This window comes from Enemella dayhoffiae (genome assembly GCF_002250625.1).
Lineage (GTDB): Bacteria > Actinomycetota > Actinomycetes > Propionibacteriales > Propionibacteriaceae > Enemella > Enemella dayhoffiae.
Map to the genome: position 1 here is coordinate 31,316 of NZ_NMVQ01000011.1, position 17,991 is coordinate 49,306.

Annotated in this window: 19 protein-coding genes; 16 read left to right on the forward strand and 3 right to left on the reverse strand. The window is 68.1% G+C overall.

Translation table 11 applies throughout. The annotated features are described in order from the left end of the window. The first annotated feature begins 104 nt into the window (after positions 1-104). The 9 genes from CGZ93_RS07790 to CGZ93_RS07830 all read left to right on the forward strand — a co-directional run bounded on the left by CGZ93_RS07790 (position 105) and on the right by CGZ93_RS07830 (position 10,888). Entirely contained in the window at positions 105-1,721 is a 1,617-nt protein-coding gene (locus CGZ93_RS07790) for a peptide ABC transporter substrate-binding protein (RefSeq protein WP_094363582.1), read from the forward strand. A gap of 118 nt (positions 1,722-1,839) precedes the next feature. Beyond that, entirely contained in the window at positions 1,840-2,778 is a 939-nt protein-coding gene (locus tag CGZ93_RS07795; RefSeq protein WP_094363583.1) for an ABC transporter permease, read from the forward strand. Further along, positions 2,771-3,730 (forward strand): ABC transporter permease, encoded by a 960-nt coding sequence (locus CGZ93_RS07800; protein ID WP_094363584.1) that lies wholly within the window; start codon positions 2,771-2,773, stop codon positions 3,728-3,730. Before CGZ93_RS07795 ends, CGZ93_RS07800 begins: the two co-directional genes overlap by 8 nt. Before the next feature lie 11 nt (positions 3,731-3,741). Further along, complete coding sequence (locus CGZ93_RS07805) at positions 3,742-4,833, forward strand: ABC transporter ATP-binding protein (RefSeq protein ID WP_094363585.1); 1,092 nt, start codon at positions 3,742-3,744, stop codon at positions 4,831-4,833. Further along, positions 4,830-5,867, forward strand: a complete 1,038-nt coding sequence (locus CGZ93_RS07810) for an ABC transporter ATP-binding protein (protein WP_094363586.1) — start codon at positions 4,830-4,832, stop codon at positions 5,865-5,867. Before CGZ93_RS07805 ends, CGZ93_RS07810 begins: the two co-directional genes overlap by 4 nt. Before the next feature lie 41 nt (positions 5,868-5,908). Further along, the gene (locus CGZ93_RS07815; protein ID WP_094363587.1) at positions 5,909-7,558 is read left to right on the forward strand and encodes a peptide ABC transporter substrate-binding protein; all 1,650 of its coding nucleotides are present in this window, start codon (positions 5,909-5,911) and stop codon (positions 7,556-7,558) included. Between the two features lie 21 nt (positions 7,559-7,579). Continuing rightward, positions 7,580-8,515, forward strand: a complete 936-nt coding sequence (gene mshB, locus CGZ93_RS07820; protein ID WP_094363588.1) for an N-acetyl-1-D-myo-inositol-2-amino-2-deoxy-alpha-D-glucopyranoside deacetylase — start codon at positions 7,580-7,582, stop codon at positions 8,513-8,515. Continuing rightward, the gene (locus tag CGZ93_RS07825) at positions 8,508-9,074 is read left to right on the forward strand and encodes a flavin reductase family protein (RefSeq protein WP_229117292.1); all 567 of its coding nucleotides are present in this window, start codon (positions 8,508-8,510) and stop codon (positions 9,072-9,074) included. Before mshB ends, CGZ93_RS07825 begins: the two co-directional genes overlap by 8 nt. Before the next feature lie 101 nt (positions 9,075-9,175). Then, a complete protein-coding gene (locus CGZ93_RS07830; RefSeq protein WP_176451674.1) occupies positions 9,176-10,888 on the forward strand; it encodes a VanW family protein in 1,713 nt (570 codons plus the stop codon). Positions 10,889-11,020: 132 nt separating this feature from the next. On the opposite strand, the gene CGZ93_RS07835 is transcribed toward CGZ93_RS07830, so the two are convergent. After that, a complete protein-coding gene (locus tag CGZ93_RS07835) occupies positions 11,021-11,575 on the reverse strand; it encodes an LSm family protein (protein WP_094363590.1) in 555 nt (184 codons plus the stop codon). An 86-nt stretch (positions 11,576-11,661) separates the two neighbouring features. Between CGZ93_RS07835 and fdxA the strand changes: the two genes are divergently transcribed. Further along, positions 11,662-11,988, forward strand: a complete 327-nt coding sequence (gene fdxA / locus CGZ93_RS07840; RefSeq protein WP_094363591.1) for a ferredoxin — start codon at positions 11,662-11,664, stop codon at positions 11,986-11,988. Continuing rightward, complete coding sequence (gene dapC / locus CGZ93_RS07845) at positions 11,985-13,082, forward strand: succinyldiaminopimelate transaminase (RefSeq protein ID WP_094363592.1); 1,098 nt, start codon at positions 11,985-11,987, stop codon at positions 13,080-13,082. The genes fdxA and dapC overlap by 4 nt, the downstream gene beginning before the upstream one ends. 142 nt (positions 13,083-13,224) lie before the next feature. On the opposite strand, the gene CGZ93_RS07850 is transcribed toward dapC, so the two are convergent. Together CGZ93_RS07850 and dapD are read right to left on the reverse strand one after the other, a co-directional pair. Then, positions 13,225-14,073 (reverse strand): hypothetical protein, encoded by an 849-nt coding sequence (locus tag CGZ93_RS07850; RefSeq protein ID WP_094363593.1) that lies wholly within the window; start codon positions 14,071-14,073, stop codon positions 13,225-13,227. Positions 14,074-14,092: 19 nt separating this feature from the next. Further along, complete coding sequence (dapD, locus tag CGZ93_RS07855) at positions 14,093-15,031, reverse strand: 2,3,4,5-tetrahydropyridine-2,6-dicarboxylate N-succinyltransferase (RefSeq protein WP_094363594.1); 939 nt, start codon at positions 15,029-15,031, stop codon at positions 14,093-14,095. Between the two features lie 152 nt (positions 15,032-15,183). On the opposite strand from dapD, the gene CGZ93_RS19745 reads away from it, so the two are divergent. The 5 genes from CGZ93_RS19745 to CGZ93_RS07875 are packed head-to-tail and all read left to right on the forward strand — an operon-like array spanning position 15,184 to position 17,931. After that, positions 15,184-15,318, forward strand: coding sequence for a hypothetical protein (locus tag CGZ93_RS19745; protein WP_267489722.1), 135 nt, complete (start codon positions 15,184-15,186; stop codon positions 15,316-15,318). Further along, positions 15,318-15,539, forward strand: a complete 222-nt coding sequence (locus CGZ93_RS07860) for a helix-turn-helix domain-containing protein (RefSeq protein ID WP_094363595.1) — start codon at positions 15,318-15,320, stop codon at positions 15,537-15,539. The genes CGZ93_RS19745 and CGZ93_RS07860 overlap by 1 nt, the downstream gene beginning before the upstream one ends. Positions 15,540-15,579: 40 nt before the next feature. Continuing rightward, positions 15,580-16,668 (forward strand): succinyl-diaminopimelate desuccinylase, encoded by a 1,089-nt coding sequence (gene dapE, locus CGZ93_RS07865; RefSeq protein WP_094363596.1) that lies wholly within the window; start codon positions 15,580-15,582, stop codon positions 16,666-16,668. Further along, positions 16,665-17,432, forward strand: coding sequence for an LOG family protein (locus CGZ93_RS07870; RefSeq protein ID WP_094363597.1), 768 nt, complete (start codon positions 16,665-16,667; stop codon positions 17,430-17,432). Before dapE ends, CGZ93_RS07870 begins: the two co-directional genes overlap by 4 nt. Before the next feature lies 1 nt (position 17,433). Further along, on the forward strand, positions 17,434-17,931 hold the full coding sequence (locus CGZ93_RS07875; RefSeq protein ID WP_176451675.1) for a DivIVA domain-containing protein: 498 nt from the start codon (positions 17,434-17,436) through the stop codon (positions 17,929-17,931). The last annotated feature ends 60 nt before the right edge of the window (positions 17,932-17,991 follow it).

Genomic DNA, 17,991 nt, shown 5'->3' on the forward strand with positions numbered 1-17,991 from the left:
GGAATGCCATAGAAAAGGCGCAAGTTCGGTGCGCCCGCGTGATCGCGCGGGGCACTTCCCAGGCGTCCGCATAACGGGCGCCCCCCGATCTAGGGGACGAATTCATGCGAGGACGCTCTCGCCTGATGGTCGCCGCAGCTTCGGCCAGCATCGTCGCGCTGGCTTTCAGCGCCTGCGGTGGCGGCGGCAACACGGGTGGCAACACTGGAGGCGGCAAGTCGGGCGGTGAGATCTCGATGCGTGGGTGCACGCCGCAGAACCCGCTGATCCCGGCCAACACCAACGAAGTGTGCGGTGGAAACGTGCTGGATGCCGTCACCGCCAAGCTGGTGCGCTACAACCCCGACACCGCAAAGCCCGAGAATGACCTCGCCGAGTCGATCAAGACCGACGACAACCAGAACTTCACCGTGAAGCTGAAGTCCGGCGCGAAGTTCTCCGACGGCACCCCCGTCAAGGCGGAAAACTTCGTCAAGGCCTGGAACTTCTCCGCCCAGAAGAAGCAGGGTTACTTGTCCGGCTACTTCATGGAGCCGATCGAGGGCTACCTCGACGTGCACCCGGACGAGGGCGACGCCAAGTCCGAGCAGATGAGCGGGCTGAAGGTGGTTGACGAGACCACCTTCACCATCAAGACCACCAGCCCGGTGTCGAACCTGCCGCTGCGCCTCGGCTACACCGCCTTCGCCGCCCTGCCGGACTCGTTCTTCAAGGACCCCGAGGCCTACGGCAAGATGCCGGTCGGCGCCGGGCCGTTCAAGGTGACCCAGAACAACGAGCAGGCGATCATCCTGGAGAAGGACGCCGGCTACACCGGCCCCAAGGCCGGCAAAGTGGACAAGGTCACCTACAAGATCTACAACGACGCCAACGCCGCCTACAACGACGTCGTCGCGAACAACCTGGACTTCACCGACATCATCCCGGCCGACCAGCTGGTGGGGGACGCCTGGAAGGCCACCCTGCAGGGCCGCAGCGGTCAGAAGGAGTCCGGCGTCATCCAGTCGCTGGCGTTCTCGCCGAAGGACGAGCAGCTCAAGGATGTCCGCAAGCGTCAGGCGCTGTCGATGTCGCTGAACCGTGACCTGGTCACCAAGACCATCTTCAACGGTTCCCGCGTCCCCGCGACCGGCTGGGTGTCCCCCGTGGTGGACGGCGCCAAGGCCGGCCAGTGCGGTGACGTCTGCAAGTATGACGAGGCCAAGGCCAAGCAGCTGTGGCAGGAGGCCGGCGGCTACAACGGTCCGCTGACCCTGGGCGTGAACGGTGACGGTGGCCACAAGCAGTGGGCCGACGCCGCCTGCAACAACTGGCGCACGGTGCTCGGGATCGACTGCCGCGTGGTGATCACCCCGAACTTCAAGACCCTGCGCAACCAGATCAAGAACGGCGAGCTCAAGGGCCTGTTCCGCTCCGGCTGGCAGATGGACTACCCGTCGATCGAGAACTTCCTGACTCCGATCTACAAGACCGGTGCCTCCTCGAATGACTTCGACTACTCCAACCCGGCCTTCGACAAGAAGCTGGTCGAGGCGGACGCGGCCAAGGATCCGGACCAGGCGAACAAGCTGTACCAGGAGGCCGAGGCCATGCTGGCCAAGGACCTGCCGACGGTTCCGAAGTGGTACTCCTCCGTCCCGTACGGTCACTCCAACAAGGTGACCAACGTGAAGGTGACCCCCTTCGGCACCCTGGACCTCTCGTCCATCACGCTGAAGTGACCCCATCCTGACCAGGTCTCGGCCCGTCGGCCCCGCCGGCGGGCCGAGACCTGCGTAAGGACCTACCCCTGACCGTCCGGGCCGTGCACGTTCGGTGCGGTCGCGCAAAGGAGGCGTCATGATCACCTACATCGTGCGTCGGTTGCTCCAGATGATCCCGGTGCTGATCGGCGCGACCTTCCTGCTCTTCGTCCTCGTCTACGCGCTGCCCGGCCAGCCCTGGGAGGGCCGCTGCGGTGAGCGGCCGTGTGATGCGGCGTACATCGAGAAGTTCAAGCAGGACTACAATCTCGACAAACCGATCCTCGTCCAGTATGTGATGTACCTGGGAAAGCTGCTGCAGGGTGACCTGGGCGTCAACTTCTATCAGAACCAGGTGTCCGCCGAGTTGGCGCAGCGGTTCCCGACCACCTTCACCCTGGCCATCATGGCCATCCTGATGGAGATCGTGATCGGGATCACCCTCGGCGTGATCGCTGGGATCACCAAGGGCAAGTTGCCCGATCTGCTGATCACGATCCTCACCCTGGTGCTGATCTCGATGCCGGTGTTCGTGATCGGCGGTCTGTTCCAGATGACCCTCGGTCTCAAGCTGCAGCTCTTCCCTGTGACAGCACAGAACGGGCCGGCGTCGCCGGAACTGATCTATTCGCTGGTGATGCCGGCGATGGTGCTGGCGTGTCTGCAGATCGCCTACATCACCCGGCTGACCAGAACCTCCCTGGTCGAGAACCTGCGCGCCGACTATGTGCGGACCGCCAAGGCGAAAGGGCTGTCCCGCAACAGAACCGTCGGCGTGCACACCCTGCGCAACTCGCTGGTTCCGGTGGTCACCCAGATCGGCATCGATCTCGGCGTCCTGATGGGTGGCGCGATCGTCACCGAACGCATCTTCAACATCAATGGAATCGGCTTCTTCATCTTCCGCTCCATCGACCAGCAGGATGGCGTCTCGGTGGTCGGAGCGGTGACCGTGCTGGTGCTCATCTACCTGCTCGCCAACCTGATCGTGGACGTGCTGTACGGATTCCTGGACCCGAGGATCAGCCATGACTGAGGCTCAAGTGACAACCGACCCGACGCCCGCCGACAACCACTCCAGCGCGGCCGATCGTCCCAACGCCAAGCCCGACAAGGCGCGCTCGCTGTGGGGGGATGCCTGGTTGGAGCTGCGCCGCAGCCCGATGTTCTGGATCGCGGCATTGCTGATCGTGATCGTCGTGGTGATGGCGATCGCGCCGACCCTGTTCACCCGGGTGGACCCCTACTACTGCGACCTGAACAACTCGCTGAAGAAGCCGGGGCAGAACGGCGCGCTGTTCGGCTACACCCTGCAGGGCTGTGACGTCTTCGCCCGGACCGTGCACGGGGCGCGATCCTCGGTGCTGGTGGGTCTGCTCGCCACCATCGGCACGCTGGTGCTGGGCTCGCTGATCGGCATCGTGGCAGGATTCTTCGGCGGCTGGCTGGATGTGGTGCTGTCCCGGATCGGCGACATCTTCTTCGCCATCCCGTTGCTGCTCGGCGGCATCATCATCCTCTACACCTTCCCGAACAAGCTGAACACCCCCTACATGGTGGTCGTGCTGAAGGTGGTCGCGGCGATCGTCGTGCTGGGCTGGCCGACCATCGCGCGGTTGATGCGATCCTCGGTGCTGCAGGTGAAACCGACCGACTACGTGCAGGCGGGGCGGGCGCTGGGCGCCGGCGCACCGCGACTGATCATCAGCCACGTGCTGCCGAACGCGTTCGCGCCGGCGGTGGTCGTGGCCACGATCAACCTGGGCGCCTACATCGCCACCGAGGCGACGCTGTCCTTCCTTGGCATCGGACTGCAACCTCCGGTGATCTCCTGGGGTGTGGACATCTCCGAGGCGTCCGGGATCGGCTACATCGCCGCGGCACCGCACATGCTGCTCGTCCCGTCGGCGTTCCTGTCTGTGACCGTGCTCGGCTTCATCCTGCTGGGCGAGTCGATCCGCGACGCCCTCGATCCGAAGCTGCGCTGAGAGGAATCACGATGTCCAAGAGTGAAACCCTGGGCTCCGGCAGGCCGGCGGAGCGGATCGACGAGCGGCGCAACAGGTGGCAGCCGGTCGACGGCCGACTGCTCGAGGTGGCCGACCTGCACGTGGAGTTCCGCACCCGCGATGGCGTGGCCAGGGCGATCAACGGGGTGAACTTCACCCTCGACGAGTCCGAAACCCTTGCCATCCTTGGCGAATCGGGCTCCGGCAAGTCGGTGACCGCGCAGGCGATCATGCAGATCCTGGACACTCCGCCGGGCTACATCACCGGCGGCCAGGTCCGCTACTGCGGGACCGATCTGCTGAAGCTGCCGGAGAAGCAGATGCGCACCGTCCGCGGTCCGGAGATCTCGATGATCTTCCAGGATGCGCTGTCCTCGTTGAATCCGGTGTTCCCGGTGGGTTGGCAGATCGCCGAGATGTTCCGGCTACACCGTGGGATGAACAAGACGGACTCTCTGCAGCAGGCGGTGCGCCTGATGGAGAAGGTGAACATCCCGGCCGCCAAGGAACGCGTCCGGGCCTACCCGCACCAGTTCTCCGGTGGCATGCGACAGCGGATCATGATCGCCATGGCGATCGCCCTCGATCCGGCGGTACTGATCGCCGACGAGCCGACCACGGCACTGGATGTGACCGTGCAGGCGCAGATCATGTCGCTGCTCAAGGAGCTCCAGGAGGAGCGGAAGATGGGCCTGATCCTGATCACCCACGACCTCGGCGTGGTCGCCGACGTGGCCGATCGGATCGCGGTGATGTACGCCGGCCGACTCGTCGAGACCGCCGACGTGTTCGAGCTGTACGCCAAGCCGGGACACCCGTACACAAAGGGATTGCTGGATTCCATCCCGCGGCTGGACCAGAAGGGGCAGACGCTTTCGGCGATCGGTGGGTTGCCACCCAACCTGCTGCGCATCCCCGAGGGGTGCGCCTTCAACCCGCGCTGCGCGTACGCCACCGACCACTGCCGCCGGGGCACTCCGCCGCCGCTGATCGAGATCGGCCAGGAGCGCGCCAGCGCCTGCTACTACGCCGAGCAGGTGCACGCAGGCGTTGCTCCCGAAGAGATCAAGGAGATTCGATGACCTTCGAGCCCTATCCCACCGACGGGGGCGGCCGGGAGCCCATCCTGTCGGCCCGCGGCCTGGTCAAGCACTACCCGATCAAGCGGGGCGTGCTGCGGCGTACCGTCGGGCACGTCAAGGCCGTCGACGGGGTCTCCTTCGACCTCTATCCCGGCGAAACCCTCGGCATCGTTGGGGAATCCGGCTGCGGCAAGTCCACCCTCGGCCGGCTGCTGATGCGGCTCGAGGAGCCGACCGCCGGAGAGGTGCACTTCAACGGGTTGAGCATGCAAGCCCAGTCCGGCGGAGCGATGCGCCGGATGCGACGCGACATCCAAATCGTCTTTCAGGACCCGTACACCTCGCTGAACCCGCGCAAGACCGTCGGCGACATCATCGGGGAGGCGTACGACATCCACCCCGACGCGGTACCGAAGGGCGGGCGACGCCAGCGGGTGCAGGAACTGCTGGACCTGGTCGGGCTCAACCCCGAGCACATCAACCGCTATCCGCACCAGTTCTCCGGTGGGCAGCGTCAGCGGGTCGGCATCGCCCGCGGAATCGCGCTGAACCCGAAGGTGCTGATCTGCGACGAGCCGGTGTCCGCGCTGGACGTGTCGGTGCAGGCGCAGGTGGTGAACCTGATGGAGAAGCTGCAGGACGAGCTCGGCCTGGCGTACATCTTCATCGCCCACGACCTGTCGGTGGTGCGCCACATCTCCGACCGGGTCGGGGTGATGTATCTGGGCAAGATGGTCGAGCTGGGTGATGAGGACCAGATCTATTCCCACCCTACCCACCCCTACACCCAGGCGCTGCTGTCGGCGGTGCCGGTGCCGGATCCGACCCGTCGCGACAAGAAGCAGCAGATCGTGCTCACCGGCGACGTGCCCAGCCCGGCCAACCCGCCCAACGGCTGCCGCTTCCACACCCGATGCTGGCGGGCCGAGGAGAAGTGTCGGATCGAGGAGCCGCTGCTCGAGCCGCGCGAGGACGGCGTACGCCAGCACGAGTCGGCCTGTCACTTCGCCCGCCCGCGGGATGTGCTCGCCTGATCAGTTGCCCGCTAAGATCGACCGACGATCGGAGGAGGGTGATGAAGCGGCGGCTGTTGCTGGGGTTGGTGGCGTTGGTGCCCCTGGCCGGCTGTACCGGTCAGCCCTCCAGCCCGACCAATCCGCAGTTGCCGGTGAGCACCGCCAAGGCCTCCGGCGAGGTCGTGATCCGCGGTTGTACGCCGCTGCGGCCGCTGTTGCCGGCGGACACCCTGGACAGTTGCGGGCTGCGCATCCTGGACGGCCTGACCGCGCGGCTCTATCGCGGGAACACCGAGACCGGCGTGCCCGAGGCCGACCTGGCTGATTCGGTGGACACCACCGATTCGCAGACGTTCACGGTACGCCTGGCCCGCGGCCGGTTCTTCCACGACGGGACCGAGGTCCGCGCCCGCAACTTCGTCGCGGCGTGGAACTGGGCGGCGTACGGCCCGAACAAGATGTCCGGGCAGACCTTCTTCAGTCCCATCGAAGGGGCGGACAAGATGGCGTGCGCCCCCGAGCGACCCTGTTCCAAGGACGGCCGCCCGACGGCGCTGAGCGGGTTGAAGGTGCTGGACGACTACACCTTCACCGTGAAGACGGCCCGGCCGCTGACCGACTTCGCGGCACGCGTGAGCCACCCGGTGTTCTCCCCGCTCCCGGACGCGTTCTTCCCCGAGGACGAGGGCAAGGAGACCTTCGGCAAGCTGCCGGTGGGTGCTGGGCCGTTCAAGATCGCCAGCAGCACGCCGAGCGAGTTCGCGTTGGAGGCGTTCGACAACTACACCGGCCGCTACCCGGCCCAGGTCCGTCGGGTGACCCTGCGGATGTACGACGAGACGGTGCGCAATTTCGATCTCTCCCGGGCGTACAACGACGTCGTCGCCAACCGGCTCGACTTCACCGACGTGATCCCCAGCGACCAGCTGATCGACGAGCAGTGGCACAAGGACATGCCGGGGCGTTGGTCGAAGAAGGACATCAAACGGGTCGATCAACTCACCTACGACATGACCGACCCGCAGCTGGCCTCGCCGCGGCTGCGTCGGGCAATCTCGATGGCCGTCGACCGGGAGGCGCTGGCCCGACAGGTGTTCACCAACACCCGTAACCCGGCCACCAGCTGGGTCTCTCCGCTGGTGCCCGGATATCGCACCGACGCCTGCGGCCCGACCTGCGTCTATGACCCGGTGCAGGCGCGCAACCTCTACGAGGCTGCGGGAGAGTACAAGGGTGAGTTCTTCATCACCGTGAACGCGGACGGCGGCAACAAGCAGTGGGCCGACGCCCTGTGCAACCAGCTGAAGAACGCGCTGGAACTCGACTGCCAGGTGCGGCTGCTGGGCAACCAGGCCCAGGTGCTGAAGCAGCTGCAGCAGGGCCGGCTCGGCGGGCTGGTGCTGACCGGTGGGGTGGCCACCTACCTCTCCCCGGAGCCCTACCTGACCCCGTTCCGCTCCGACTCGTTCAGCAACCTCGGCCGCTACAGCAACGTGGCCTACGACCAGCGGGTGCGCGCCGCAGCCGGCGCCACCTCCCAGGCGGCCGCCAACGACGCGTACCGCCAGGCCGAGGAGCAGCTGACCCTCGATCCGCCGTCGGTGCCGCTGTGGGTGTCCACCAACCCCGTCGCCTGGTCCAACCGGGTCAGCGATGTGAAGGTGACCACCTACGGCACCCTCGATCTCAGCAGCGTCCGGGTCAAGTGACGTCTCTATAGGCTGGAGCCCGTGACCGACGCCAAACTCCACGACCCCCCCTCGACCGCCAACCCGTACCGGCTGCTGCTGGTGCACGCGCACCCCGATGACGAGGTGACCACGACCGGAATCACCATGGCCCGGGCCGCCCGCGACGGCGCCGCGGTGACGCTGGTCACCTGCACCCTCGGTGAAGAGGGCGAGATCGTGGTGGACGAACTGAAGCACCTGGCCGCCGATCGCGACGGCGGCCTGGGGGAGTATCGGATCGGTGAGCTGTCCGCGGCCCTGGCCGAGCTCGGCGTGCAGGATCACCTGCGCCTGGGCGGGGACGGGAAATACCGCGACTCGGGGATGACCACCGACGAGAACGGTCGCGTGCTGCCGGCGGACGTGCTGCACGACGACTGCTTCTGGCGCGCCGATCTGCGGGAGGCGGCGACCGACCTGGTGCCGGTGATCCGTGACCGCCGACCGCACGTGCTGATCACCTACGACGACTACGGCAACTATGGGCACCCGGATCACATCCAGGCCCACCGGGTCGCGATGTACGCCGCCCAGCTGGCCGCGGTGGGGGCGTACCGTCCTGATCTCGGGGAGCCTTGGCGGATCCGGCGGATCCTGTGGTCGACGATGAGCGAGACCTGGCTGCGCGAGGGGCTGCGCCAGCTGCGCGCCGCCGGTGACACCGAGGCGTGGGGAGGGATGGACCCGGAGGGCCCGATGCCGCCGATGGTGCGCCCCGACGACCAGATCGCGATCACCGTGCAGGACCCCGAACTGGTGCCGAACAAGTTGGCCGCGTTCCGGGCCCACGCCACCCAGATCTCCTTCGACAGCCCCTTCTTCGCGATGGCCGACCTGTTCCCGCAGGCGTGGGCGACCGAATGGTTCGTGTACGCCGGAGGCGAGGCCCCGCCGCACGGGGCGGACGACGTGTTCGCCGGGCTCGCCCGTGACTGAGGGTCTGCCGGGTCAGGAGCAGCGGTCGGGTCAGGAGCGGTGGCCCGCCGAGCCGCGGGACGATCTGGTCGGCGCGGATGGTGGGCGGATGCGCCAGGCGATGGCCACCTTCGCGACCGGTGTCACGGTGATCACCGCCCAGGACGGTGGCCAGCAGCACGCGATGACCGCGAACTCGTTCACCTCGCTGTCGCTGACCCCGCCGCTGGTGATGGTGTCGGTGGCCCGGGCGGGGCGCTTTCACGATCCGGTGGTGCGCGCGGGTCGGTGGGCGGTCTCGGTGCTGGCCGCGGACCAGCAGGCGATCGCCAGGTGGTTCGCCGACCGCGGTCGCGACCGCGACCGCCAGTTCGACGGGTTGCCGGTCGAGCAGTCGGAGCTGACCGGCTCACCGCTGCTGCAGGGGGCGCTGGCGTGGTTCGAGTGCCGGACCGAGCAGCTGGTGGAGGCCGGTGATCACAGCCTGCTGATCGGGGCGGTGCTGGGGTGTCGGGTGGTGGAGGACCCGCGCCGGCCGTTGACCTACTACAGGGGTGAGTTCCTGCCCGGACCCGGCTGAAAGGGCCTCCGTCGGGCCGGTCGGCGTACCGAAGAATTCAGCGTCGAGCGAGGGTTGTCGTAGGATCGGACCCGTTCGTCGCCATGCAGAAGGTAGGATCCTTGACCGCGCCCAGACCCACTCGTACGCCGCGCCGCGGCCGAATCGTGACGCTCGTGCTGGTGGCGTTGGCCGTGATCCTGGGCGGAATCTATTTCGCCGGATATGCGATGGCGGGGGACCGACTGCCCAAGAACACCTCCGTCGACGGGATCGCGATCGGTGGCCTGACAGCGGCTGAGGCGGAGACGAAGCTGGCCACCGAATATGCGCCGAAGGCCGAGCAGGCGTTTGCGGTGACCGTCGACGGCGTACGCCACGAGGTGAAGCCCGCCGATGCCGGCCTCACCGTCGACCATCACCAGACGGTGCTCCAGGCCGGCGCCGGTAAGAGCCTCGCCCCCGGGCACATCTGGCGGGTGCTCACCGGAGGCGGCCCGATCTCGCCGGTCGTCAGCACCGATCAGAACAAGCTAACCGGCGCCGTCGGGCAGCTCGCCGGCAAGGTGAACCGGCCGGCCGTCGACGCCACGGTCGCCTTCGCGGGCAGCGAGCTGAAACGCACCCCCGCCGCTCAGGCGGTGGAGCTGCAGCAGCCGGCCCTGACCAGCGCGCTCAAGTCCGCGTACCTGAAGCAGACCGAGGTCGGCGCGACCACCACCCGCAGCGATCCGGCGATCACCGACGCCGACGCCGACGAGGTCGTGCGCACCTTCGCAGGGCCCGCGGTCTCCGGACCCGTCAAGGTGGACACCGGGCAGGGAGTCGCGGAGGTGAGCCCGACCATGATCGGCAACGCGAGCAGCATCACCGTCGACAACGGCAAGCTGAAGGGCAGCACCGACGGGGAGAAGCTGTTCAAGGAAGCCCAGCCGGCGATCAAGAAGCTGAACCTCAAGGAGCCGAAGGACGCCTCGTTCAAGTTCGACGGGGGGCGACCGACGGTCGTACCGTCGGTGGATGGCGCCCAGCTCGGCAAGGACAACTTCCTCAAGGCCGTGCTGCCGGCGGTGCCCACCACCGACAAGCGCGAGGTGAAGGCCGAGCTGACCCCGGCCCCGGCGAAGTTCACCACCGAGCAGGCCAATCAGCAGGTGCCCAAGGAGGTGATCGGGCAGTTCACCACGTTCTATCCGCACGCCGACTATCGCAACACCAACCTCGGTCTGGCCGCCTCCCGGATCAACGGGAACACCGTGCCGGTCGGCGGGATCTTCTCCCTGGACAAGGAACTCGGCAGCCGGAGCTCGGGTTATGTCGACGGCTATGTGATCGACGGGGGCAAGCTGAAGAAGGAGAACGCCGGCGGCATCTCGCAGTCGGCGACCACCGTGTTCAACGCCGCCTGGTTCGCCGGGCTGGAGGACATCGAGCACCAGCCGCACACGCTCTATTTCGACCGCTATCCGGCCGGGCGTGAGTCGACCATCTATTCGGGCTCGATCGACGTGCAGTTCAAGAACACCACCGACGCCGCGATCTATGTGGAGGCGTCCAACGCCAAGTCATCGCCCGGCGGCAAGGGCTCGATCACGGTGCGCATCTGGGGCACCAAGAAGTGGGATGTCGAGTCGCCCGAGCCGACGAAGTCCAACTTCTATGACGGGAAGAAGCTCGTCGACACCAAGCCGGGCTGCACCCCGCAGTCCGCCTCGCCCGGTTTCACCGCCAGCTACTACCGCGTCTGGAAGCAGAACGGCCAGGTGATCCGCCGCGAGGACAAGACCTGGAAGTATTCCGCCACCGACGAGATCAAGTGCGAGAAGAAGCCCTGAGGGCCACCGAGTAGGTGGGCGGGAGATGCCCGTGACGTCCGGCCTGCAGTCTCCGAAACTGTTCATGATCAAACCCAGTGGGACTGGGTTTCAAACGCGCTGCTCCGGGAGACTGCAGGTCAGGCGCCCCCGCTAATCGGGCAACGGGTGCAGGGCGAGGGCGGTGAGCTCGGCGTCGGGGAGGGGGCTGGTCAGGACCAGGTTGCGGGCGGTGCGGCGGGCGGCCCAGGCGGCGAGGGGGTCGAGGTCGGCGACGGCGGCCAGGCGTACCGCAGCCCACTCGCCGTTCACCAGACCGCGGGAGTCGCCGGCGATCGCACGCTCGGCGGAGAGTTGGCGTACGCCGGAGTCGTCCAGGTGGTCGACCAGGTCGGCCAACCGCGCCACCCAGCAGGCTCCAGAACCGCCCAGCCAGGCATCGTGGGCGAGCGCCCGCAGGCCGCCCGGGTCGAACGCCAACGGGTTGCGCCCGCGGGCAACCGTCGGGATCACCCGCGCGAACGCCACCTGCTCGCGCTCGATGGTGTGCCGCTCGCCCGTGCGATCCTCCAGCACGAGCGATCCCGGAGCGAGCGAGACGAGTAACCCAACCCGATCGGTCAGCCCGTCGGGGGTGGCCAGCCGCAGCGAGAGCCGACAGCCGGGGCGTACGCTGTCCGGGTGATCCAGCGGATCACGTCTCACCATGGGCGGGTCCTTTGCGGGGTGGGAAGTGGACCGCGATACTGGACTGTGACGGCAGCGCCGCGGGCGCACAACGAGGGAGTGGAACGTTGACCTACATCATTGCTCAACCATGCGTGGACCTGAAGGACCGTGCCTGCGTCGAGGAGTGCCCAGTCGACTGCATCTATGAGGGCAACCGGATGCTCTACATCCACCCCGACGAGTGTGTCGACTGCGGCGCCTGCGAGCCGGTGTGCCCCGTGGAGGCCATCTATTACGAGGATGACGTTCCGAGCGAGTGGGCCAACTACTACGACGTCAACGTCAACTTCTTCGACAAGCACGGCTCCCCGGGCGGCGCCTCGAAGCTCGGCGTGATCGACGACGACCACGAGTTCGTGAAGAACCTGCCCCCGCAGGAACACGAGGAGTGAGACGCCCGCACACCTCCGGTCTGCCCGACTTCCCCTGGGACACGATCGCCGGCGTGAAGGCGCGGGCGGCGGCCCATCCCGACGGGATCGTCAACCTGTCGGTCGGTACACCGGTCGACCCGGTGCCGGAGGTGGCCCAGCGGGCGCTCGCGGCGGCCGCCGATTCGCCCGGTTATCCGACGACGATCGGTACGCCGACGCTGCAGGAAGCGATCCGCACCTTCCTCACCGATCGGTGTGCGGTTGCCGGAATCGGTGAGGTGGCAGGGGTTCCGGCGATCGGTACCAAGGAGCTGGTCGCCAACCTGCCGTCCCAGCTGGGGCTCGGCCCCGACGACACGCTGATCATCCCCGCGGTGGCGTACCCGACCTATGCGGTGGGTGGCGCGCTGGCGCGCAGCAGGGTGCTGGTGTGCGACGACCCGACCGAGGCGCCGCCGGCGGCGATGGCGTGGATCAACTATCCGTCCAACCCGACCGGAGCGGTCGCCGATCCCGAGCTGCTGCGCGGCTGGGTGGCCTGGGCGCGCGAACACGACGCCGTGCTGGCCTCCGACGAGTGCTATCTCGAGTTCGGCTGGGAGGCCGAGCCGCTGTCGGTGCTGCACCCCGACATCTGCGGCGACTCGCACGCCAACCTGCTCGCCGCGCACTCGCTGTCCAAGCGGTCCAACTTCGCCGGCTATCGGGCGGGTTTCGTCGCCGGCGACCAGCCGCTGCTGGCCGAACTGCTCGAGGTGCGCAAGCACTCCGGTTTCATGCTGCCCAGCCCGGTCCAGGCCGCTGCGGCGGCGGTGCTCACCGACACCGCCCACGTCACCGAGCAGCGCGAGCGGTACGCCCGGCGGCGCGCGCTGCTGCGGCCGGCGCTGGAGCGGGTCGGTTTCCAGATCGTGCACTCCGAGGCCGGGCTGTACCTGTGGGCGACCCGTGGTGAATCCGGGCGGCAATCGCTGGATTTCCTGGCCGAGCACGGAATTCTGGCCGCCCCGGGCGACTTCTACGGATCGGTGTCGGACGACTTCGTGCGGATCGCGCTGACCGAGACCGACGAGCGGATCGAGCAGGCGGCGGTACGCCTCGGGGGTGCCTGAGCCGGGGCGTACCCCTCGACCTGAGCCAGCCCAGACCACTTCGCGTGCCGAACGCCACTTTGCGTGCCGAAGTTCACTCCGCGGGTCACCGGTGGTCCGTGAGGTGAACTTCACCACGCGAGGTGAAATTCAGTCCGCGGAGTCAGCGGAAGGTGACCACGACGGTACGTTCGCCGCTGCCGCCGGCGCTGATCCAGGCGGGCATGGTGCGGCCGTCGGGTTGCCAGGTGCGACCGTTGGTCTCCACCTTGGCGATCCCCTGCAGGCCGGCGTTGGTGGCCGCGTAGTGGGCGATCGCCCATGCGTGCCGGCCGTTCCGGGCGGTGATCGTCAGCGTGTTCCCGGAGGTGCGGGTGGGCACCTTTCCGTGAGTCAGCTCCAGCTGCTGACCGAACGCCTGCGCCCGTCCGGCGCCGCTGCGTTCGTCGAAGCAGGACAGCCCGCCCGGCGCCTGCCCGGTGAACACCTTCGCCAGCACCAGGGCGTTCGCCTCGTGCTTGCGATAGGCGTCGGGGTGACCGGACTTCTGCACGGCCTGGGCGGTGTCGTTGACGTCGCCGTTCTGCCAGTCGGGCACCTTCTCCAGCGCGGTGTAGAAGGAGTTGGAGGCGAACCACGGGTCGCGCACCTGCTCGGCCGACCCCCAATTCTGCGACGGCCGCTGCTGGAACAGCCCGAGCGAGTCGCGATCGCCATAGTCGAGGTTGCGGATCCCGCTCTCCTGATAGGCGGTCGCCATCGCGATGGTGGCCGCGTGCGGGTCCAGCTGCCGTTGCACCGACACCCCGACGATGATGGCGGTGAAATAGGCCTGTTCGCGGGTCAGTGTCACGGAGCGCCCGTCGGCGGTGGCCACGCAGCGCTGCTCGAACTGCATCGGCGGCACCTGATCCTGCTGCCGCAGGAACGCCAACCCCAGCACCCCCACGGCGATCGCGACCAGCACCGCGGCGGCCAGGCAGCCGATGGTGCGTCCGGTTCGTTTCGCCATCGAGGTGCGGCCGAGCGGGTCAGTTCGCGTGCAGGGCGTCGTTGAGGGCGACGGTACGCCCGGCCCGCCCGCGTACCTCGACCTCGCCGGTGAGCGAGTTCCGCCAGAACTGCAGCCCGTCCTGTCCGGACAGGGAGGCGGCCTTGACCACCTCGCCGTCGACGCGGACCTTGGTGCCGGCGGTGACGTAGAGCCCGGCCTCGACCACGCAGTCGTCACCCAGGGCGATGCCGATGCCGGACTCGGCGCCGAGCAGGCAGCGCTCGCCGATCGACACCCGCTCGGTGCCGCCGCCGGACAGCGTGCCCATGGTGGAGGCGCCGCCGCCGATGTCGGAACCGTCACCGACCACGACCCCCTGGGAGATCCGCCCCTCGACCATGGAGGCGCCCAGGGTGCCGGCGTTGAAGTTGACAAAGCCCTCGTGCATCACGGTGGTGCCGGGGGAGAGGTGGGCGCCGAGCCGGACCCGGTCCGCGTCGCCGATGCGTACCCCGGCGGGGATCACGTAGTCGACCAGGCGGGGGAACTTGTCCACCCCGAACACGGTGACGTGGCCCCGAGCGGCCCGCAGCCTGGCCCGGGTGACCTCGAACCCGTCGACGGCGCACGGCCCGGCAGAGGTCCAGACGACGTTGGTGAGCACGCCGAACAATCCGTCCAGGTTGATCGTGTTCGGCCGGACCAGGGTGTGGCTGAGCAGGTGCAGCCGCAGGTAGGCGTCCGGCATGTCGGCGGGCTTGGCGTCCAGGTCGATGCTGACCAGTTCGACCGCCGTGCTCACCCCGCGGGCGACGTCGTGCCCGGCCGCCGCGGTGAGCTCGGCCGGAGCCTCCGACCCGTCGTGCGCCCCCAGCTGCGGGGAGGGGAACCAGGTGTCCAGAACCTGCCCGTTGTCGTGCCGGGACACCAGGCCCCAGCCCCAGGCGGAACGGTCGGAGTGCTGCGCAGAAGTCATGAGGGACAGGTTACCGGTGCTTCTCGGCCCATCTGGTCGTTTGACGATTGACGATATTATCGACAGTCGATAATATCGAAGAACGATAATCACCCCAAGGGAGCCTGGCGGCTCGTGCGACCCTGCTCGCGGGCAGCCAGGAGAACCTCAACGTGTACGCCACCGCGTCCCCGGGGTCGATCGCCCTCGCGCTGACGGGCCTGGCGGCCTCGGGCCTGGTGGAGGTGCTCGGCATGGTGTTCCGTCGCGGCACCGAGTTGCGCCATGACACCGAAGGACTGGTCTGATGCCCGTCGACGAACCGCACCGGGTCGTCTGCCACCTCGACGTGCTCCTCGCCGAACGAGGGATGACGCTCACCGCGCTGGCCGAGCTGGTGGGGGTCTCCCTGGTGAACCTGTCGGTGCTGAAGAACAATCGAGCCAAGGCGATCCGGTTCTCCACGTTGACCGCCCTGTGCGAGGCGCTCGGGTGTACGCCGGGGGAGATCTTCTCGGTGGAGCCGTGAGGTCAGGATCACCGCGCGAGTGATCGCTAGGGTTGCCACCATGACTGAGCTGGAACTGACCGGTGACGTGGTCGAGTTGTTGCGTGACCTGGTGGACATCGAGTCCGTCTCCGGGAACGAGGGCCCGATCACCGACGCGATCGAGCGGCAGTTGCGGCGCCTCGAGCACTTGGAGACGACCCGGATCGGCAACGTGCTCGTCGCCCGCAGCAACCTGGGCCGACCCAGCCGGATCGTGGTCGCCGGGCACACCGACACCGTGCCGCTCACCGACGAGCCCAACCTGCCCTGCCGGATCGAGGGCAGCGGCGAGGACCGGGTGCTGATCGGGCGCGGGACCTGCGACATGAAGGGCGGGGTCGCGGTCGCGCTCAACCTGGCCGCCACGATCAGCGAACCGGTGCACGACGTGACCTGGATCTTCTACGACAACGAGGAGGTCGAGGCCAGCCGGAACGGGCTGAACCGGCTCGCGGCCGAACGCCCGGACCTGCTGGCCGGCGACTTCGCGGTGCTCGGCGAACCGACCGGCGGCCGGATCGAGGGTGGTTGCCAGGGCACCATGCGCGCCGTGGTCAGTTTCGAGGGCACCGCCGCGCACTCCGCCCGCGCCTGGCTGGGAAAGAACGCGATCCACGACGCCGGAGAGCTGCTGGCCAGGCTGCAGGCGTACGCCCCCGAACAGCCGTGGGTGGACGGGCTGCAGTATCACGAGGGGCTGAACGCCGTCCGGATCAACGGCGGGATCGCCGGCAACGTGATCCCCGACCGCTGCGAGGTCGAGCTCAACTATCGGTTCGCCCCCGACAAGGACGCCGACGCGGCAACGGACTACCTGGCGGATTTCCTGCACGGGTTCGACTTCCGGGTGACCGACCTGGCGCCGGGCGCCCGTCCCGGGCTGGACCAGCCGGCCGCCCAGGGTTTCTTGGCCGCGGTCGGCGGAGACCCGCGGCCCAAGCACGGCTGGACCGACGTGGCGCGATTCGCCGCCCTCGGCGTACCCGCGGTGAACTTCGGACCGGCCGAACCGACCAAGGCGCACACCGACGACGAGTGTTGTCCCGCGGCCCAGGTGTACGCCTGCCGCGACGCGATGGCCCGCTGGCTGACCGGAGCCGACCGATGACCCCGCAACTGCCACCCGCCCGCGGAGACCACGAGCGCCGGCAACAGGGCCCGGTGTTCCGCTCCCGCAACATGGTCCTGCCCACGACCACCGACCAGCGGCTGCTGGAATCGCGCGGATCCAGCGACTGGGTGCACACCGACCCGTGGCGGGTGCTGCGGATCCAGTCGGAGTTCGTCGAGGGGTTCGGCACCCTGGCCGAGCTCGGGCCCGCGGTCAGCGTCTTCGGTTCCGCCCGGACCAGGCCCGGTCACCCGATGTACGCCGCAGCCGAAGCGTTGGGGCAGCGGCTCGCCCAGGCCCGCTTCGCGGTGCTCACCGGCGGCGGCCCGGGGATCATGGAGGCAGCCAACAAGGGCGCCTGCGAGGCCGGCGGAGTGTCGGTCGGACTCGGAATCGAGCTGCCGTTCGAGACCGGGCTCAACGAATACGTCACCCTCGGCATCAACTTCCGCTACTTCTTCGCTCGCAAGACGATGTTCCTCAAGTATTCCCAGGGGTTCGTGGTGCTGCCGGGTGGTTTCGGCACCTTCGACGAGCTGTTCGAGGCGCTCACCCTGGTGCAGACCCGCAAGGTCACCGACTTTCCGGTGGTGCTGTTCGGATCCGGCTATTGGTCGGGGCTGAAGGAGTGGATCGTCGAGCAGGCGCTGGGGGAGGGTTACATCTCCGCCCCCGACGTGGACATGCTGCCGATCACCGACGATGTGGACGAGGCGGTTGCCATCATGGTCGAGCGGAACACACCCCAGGAAGGGGCCTGAGATGGAGCTGGTGATCGTGGTGATCGCCGTGGCGGTGCTCGGACTGGCGTCGATGGTGGCCGTCGGCAAGTTCGGTGAGATGCAGGCCAACGCGGTCCAGGACCGCTATGAGCCGCCGCTCCCGGCCGCCGGTCCGATCCAGGGCAAGGACCTGGCCGGGGTGCAGTTCGCGACCTCCGCGCGGGGTTACGACATGGCCGAGGTGGACCAGCTGATGGCGCGGATGGCGCGGGAGCTGGACGAACGGGATCGTCGCGCCGCCGATGCGGCGTCCGCCAACTCGCCCGCCGAGCCGCGCCCGGCGGAGGTGGGCCCGGCTGAGCCGCGCCCGGTGGAATCGCGGGATCCGGTCTCGGCCGAGCCGAACGCCACGCGCCGCAGGGCGAACCGGTGGCGCGGCAAGGACGAGGACGGGGACGAACGGCCCGCCGAGAAGGGCGACGACGACGCCTGGGCGCCGCAACGGCCGGGACGTGGCGACGCCGGTCCGAAGGCCTGAGTCGGGTCCGCCTCCCCGGCGACCGCCCAATACGGAATAATGGGCCCGGTCACACCTGGG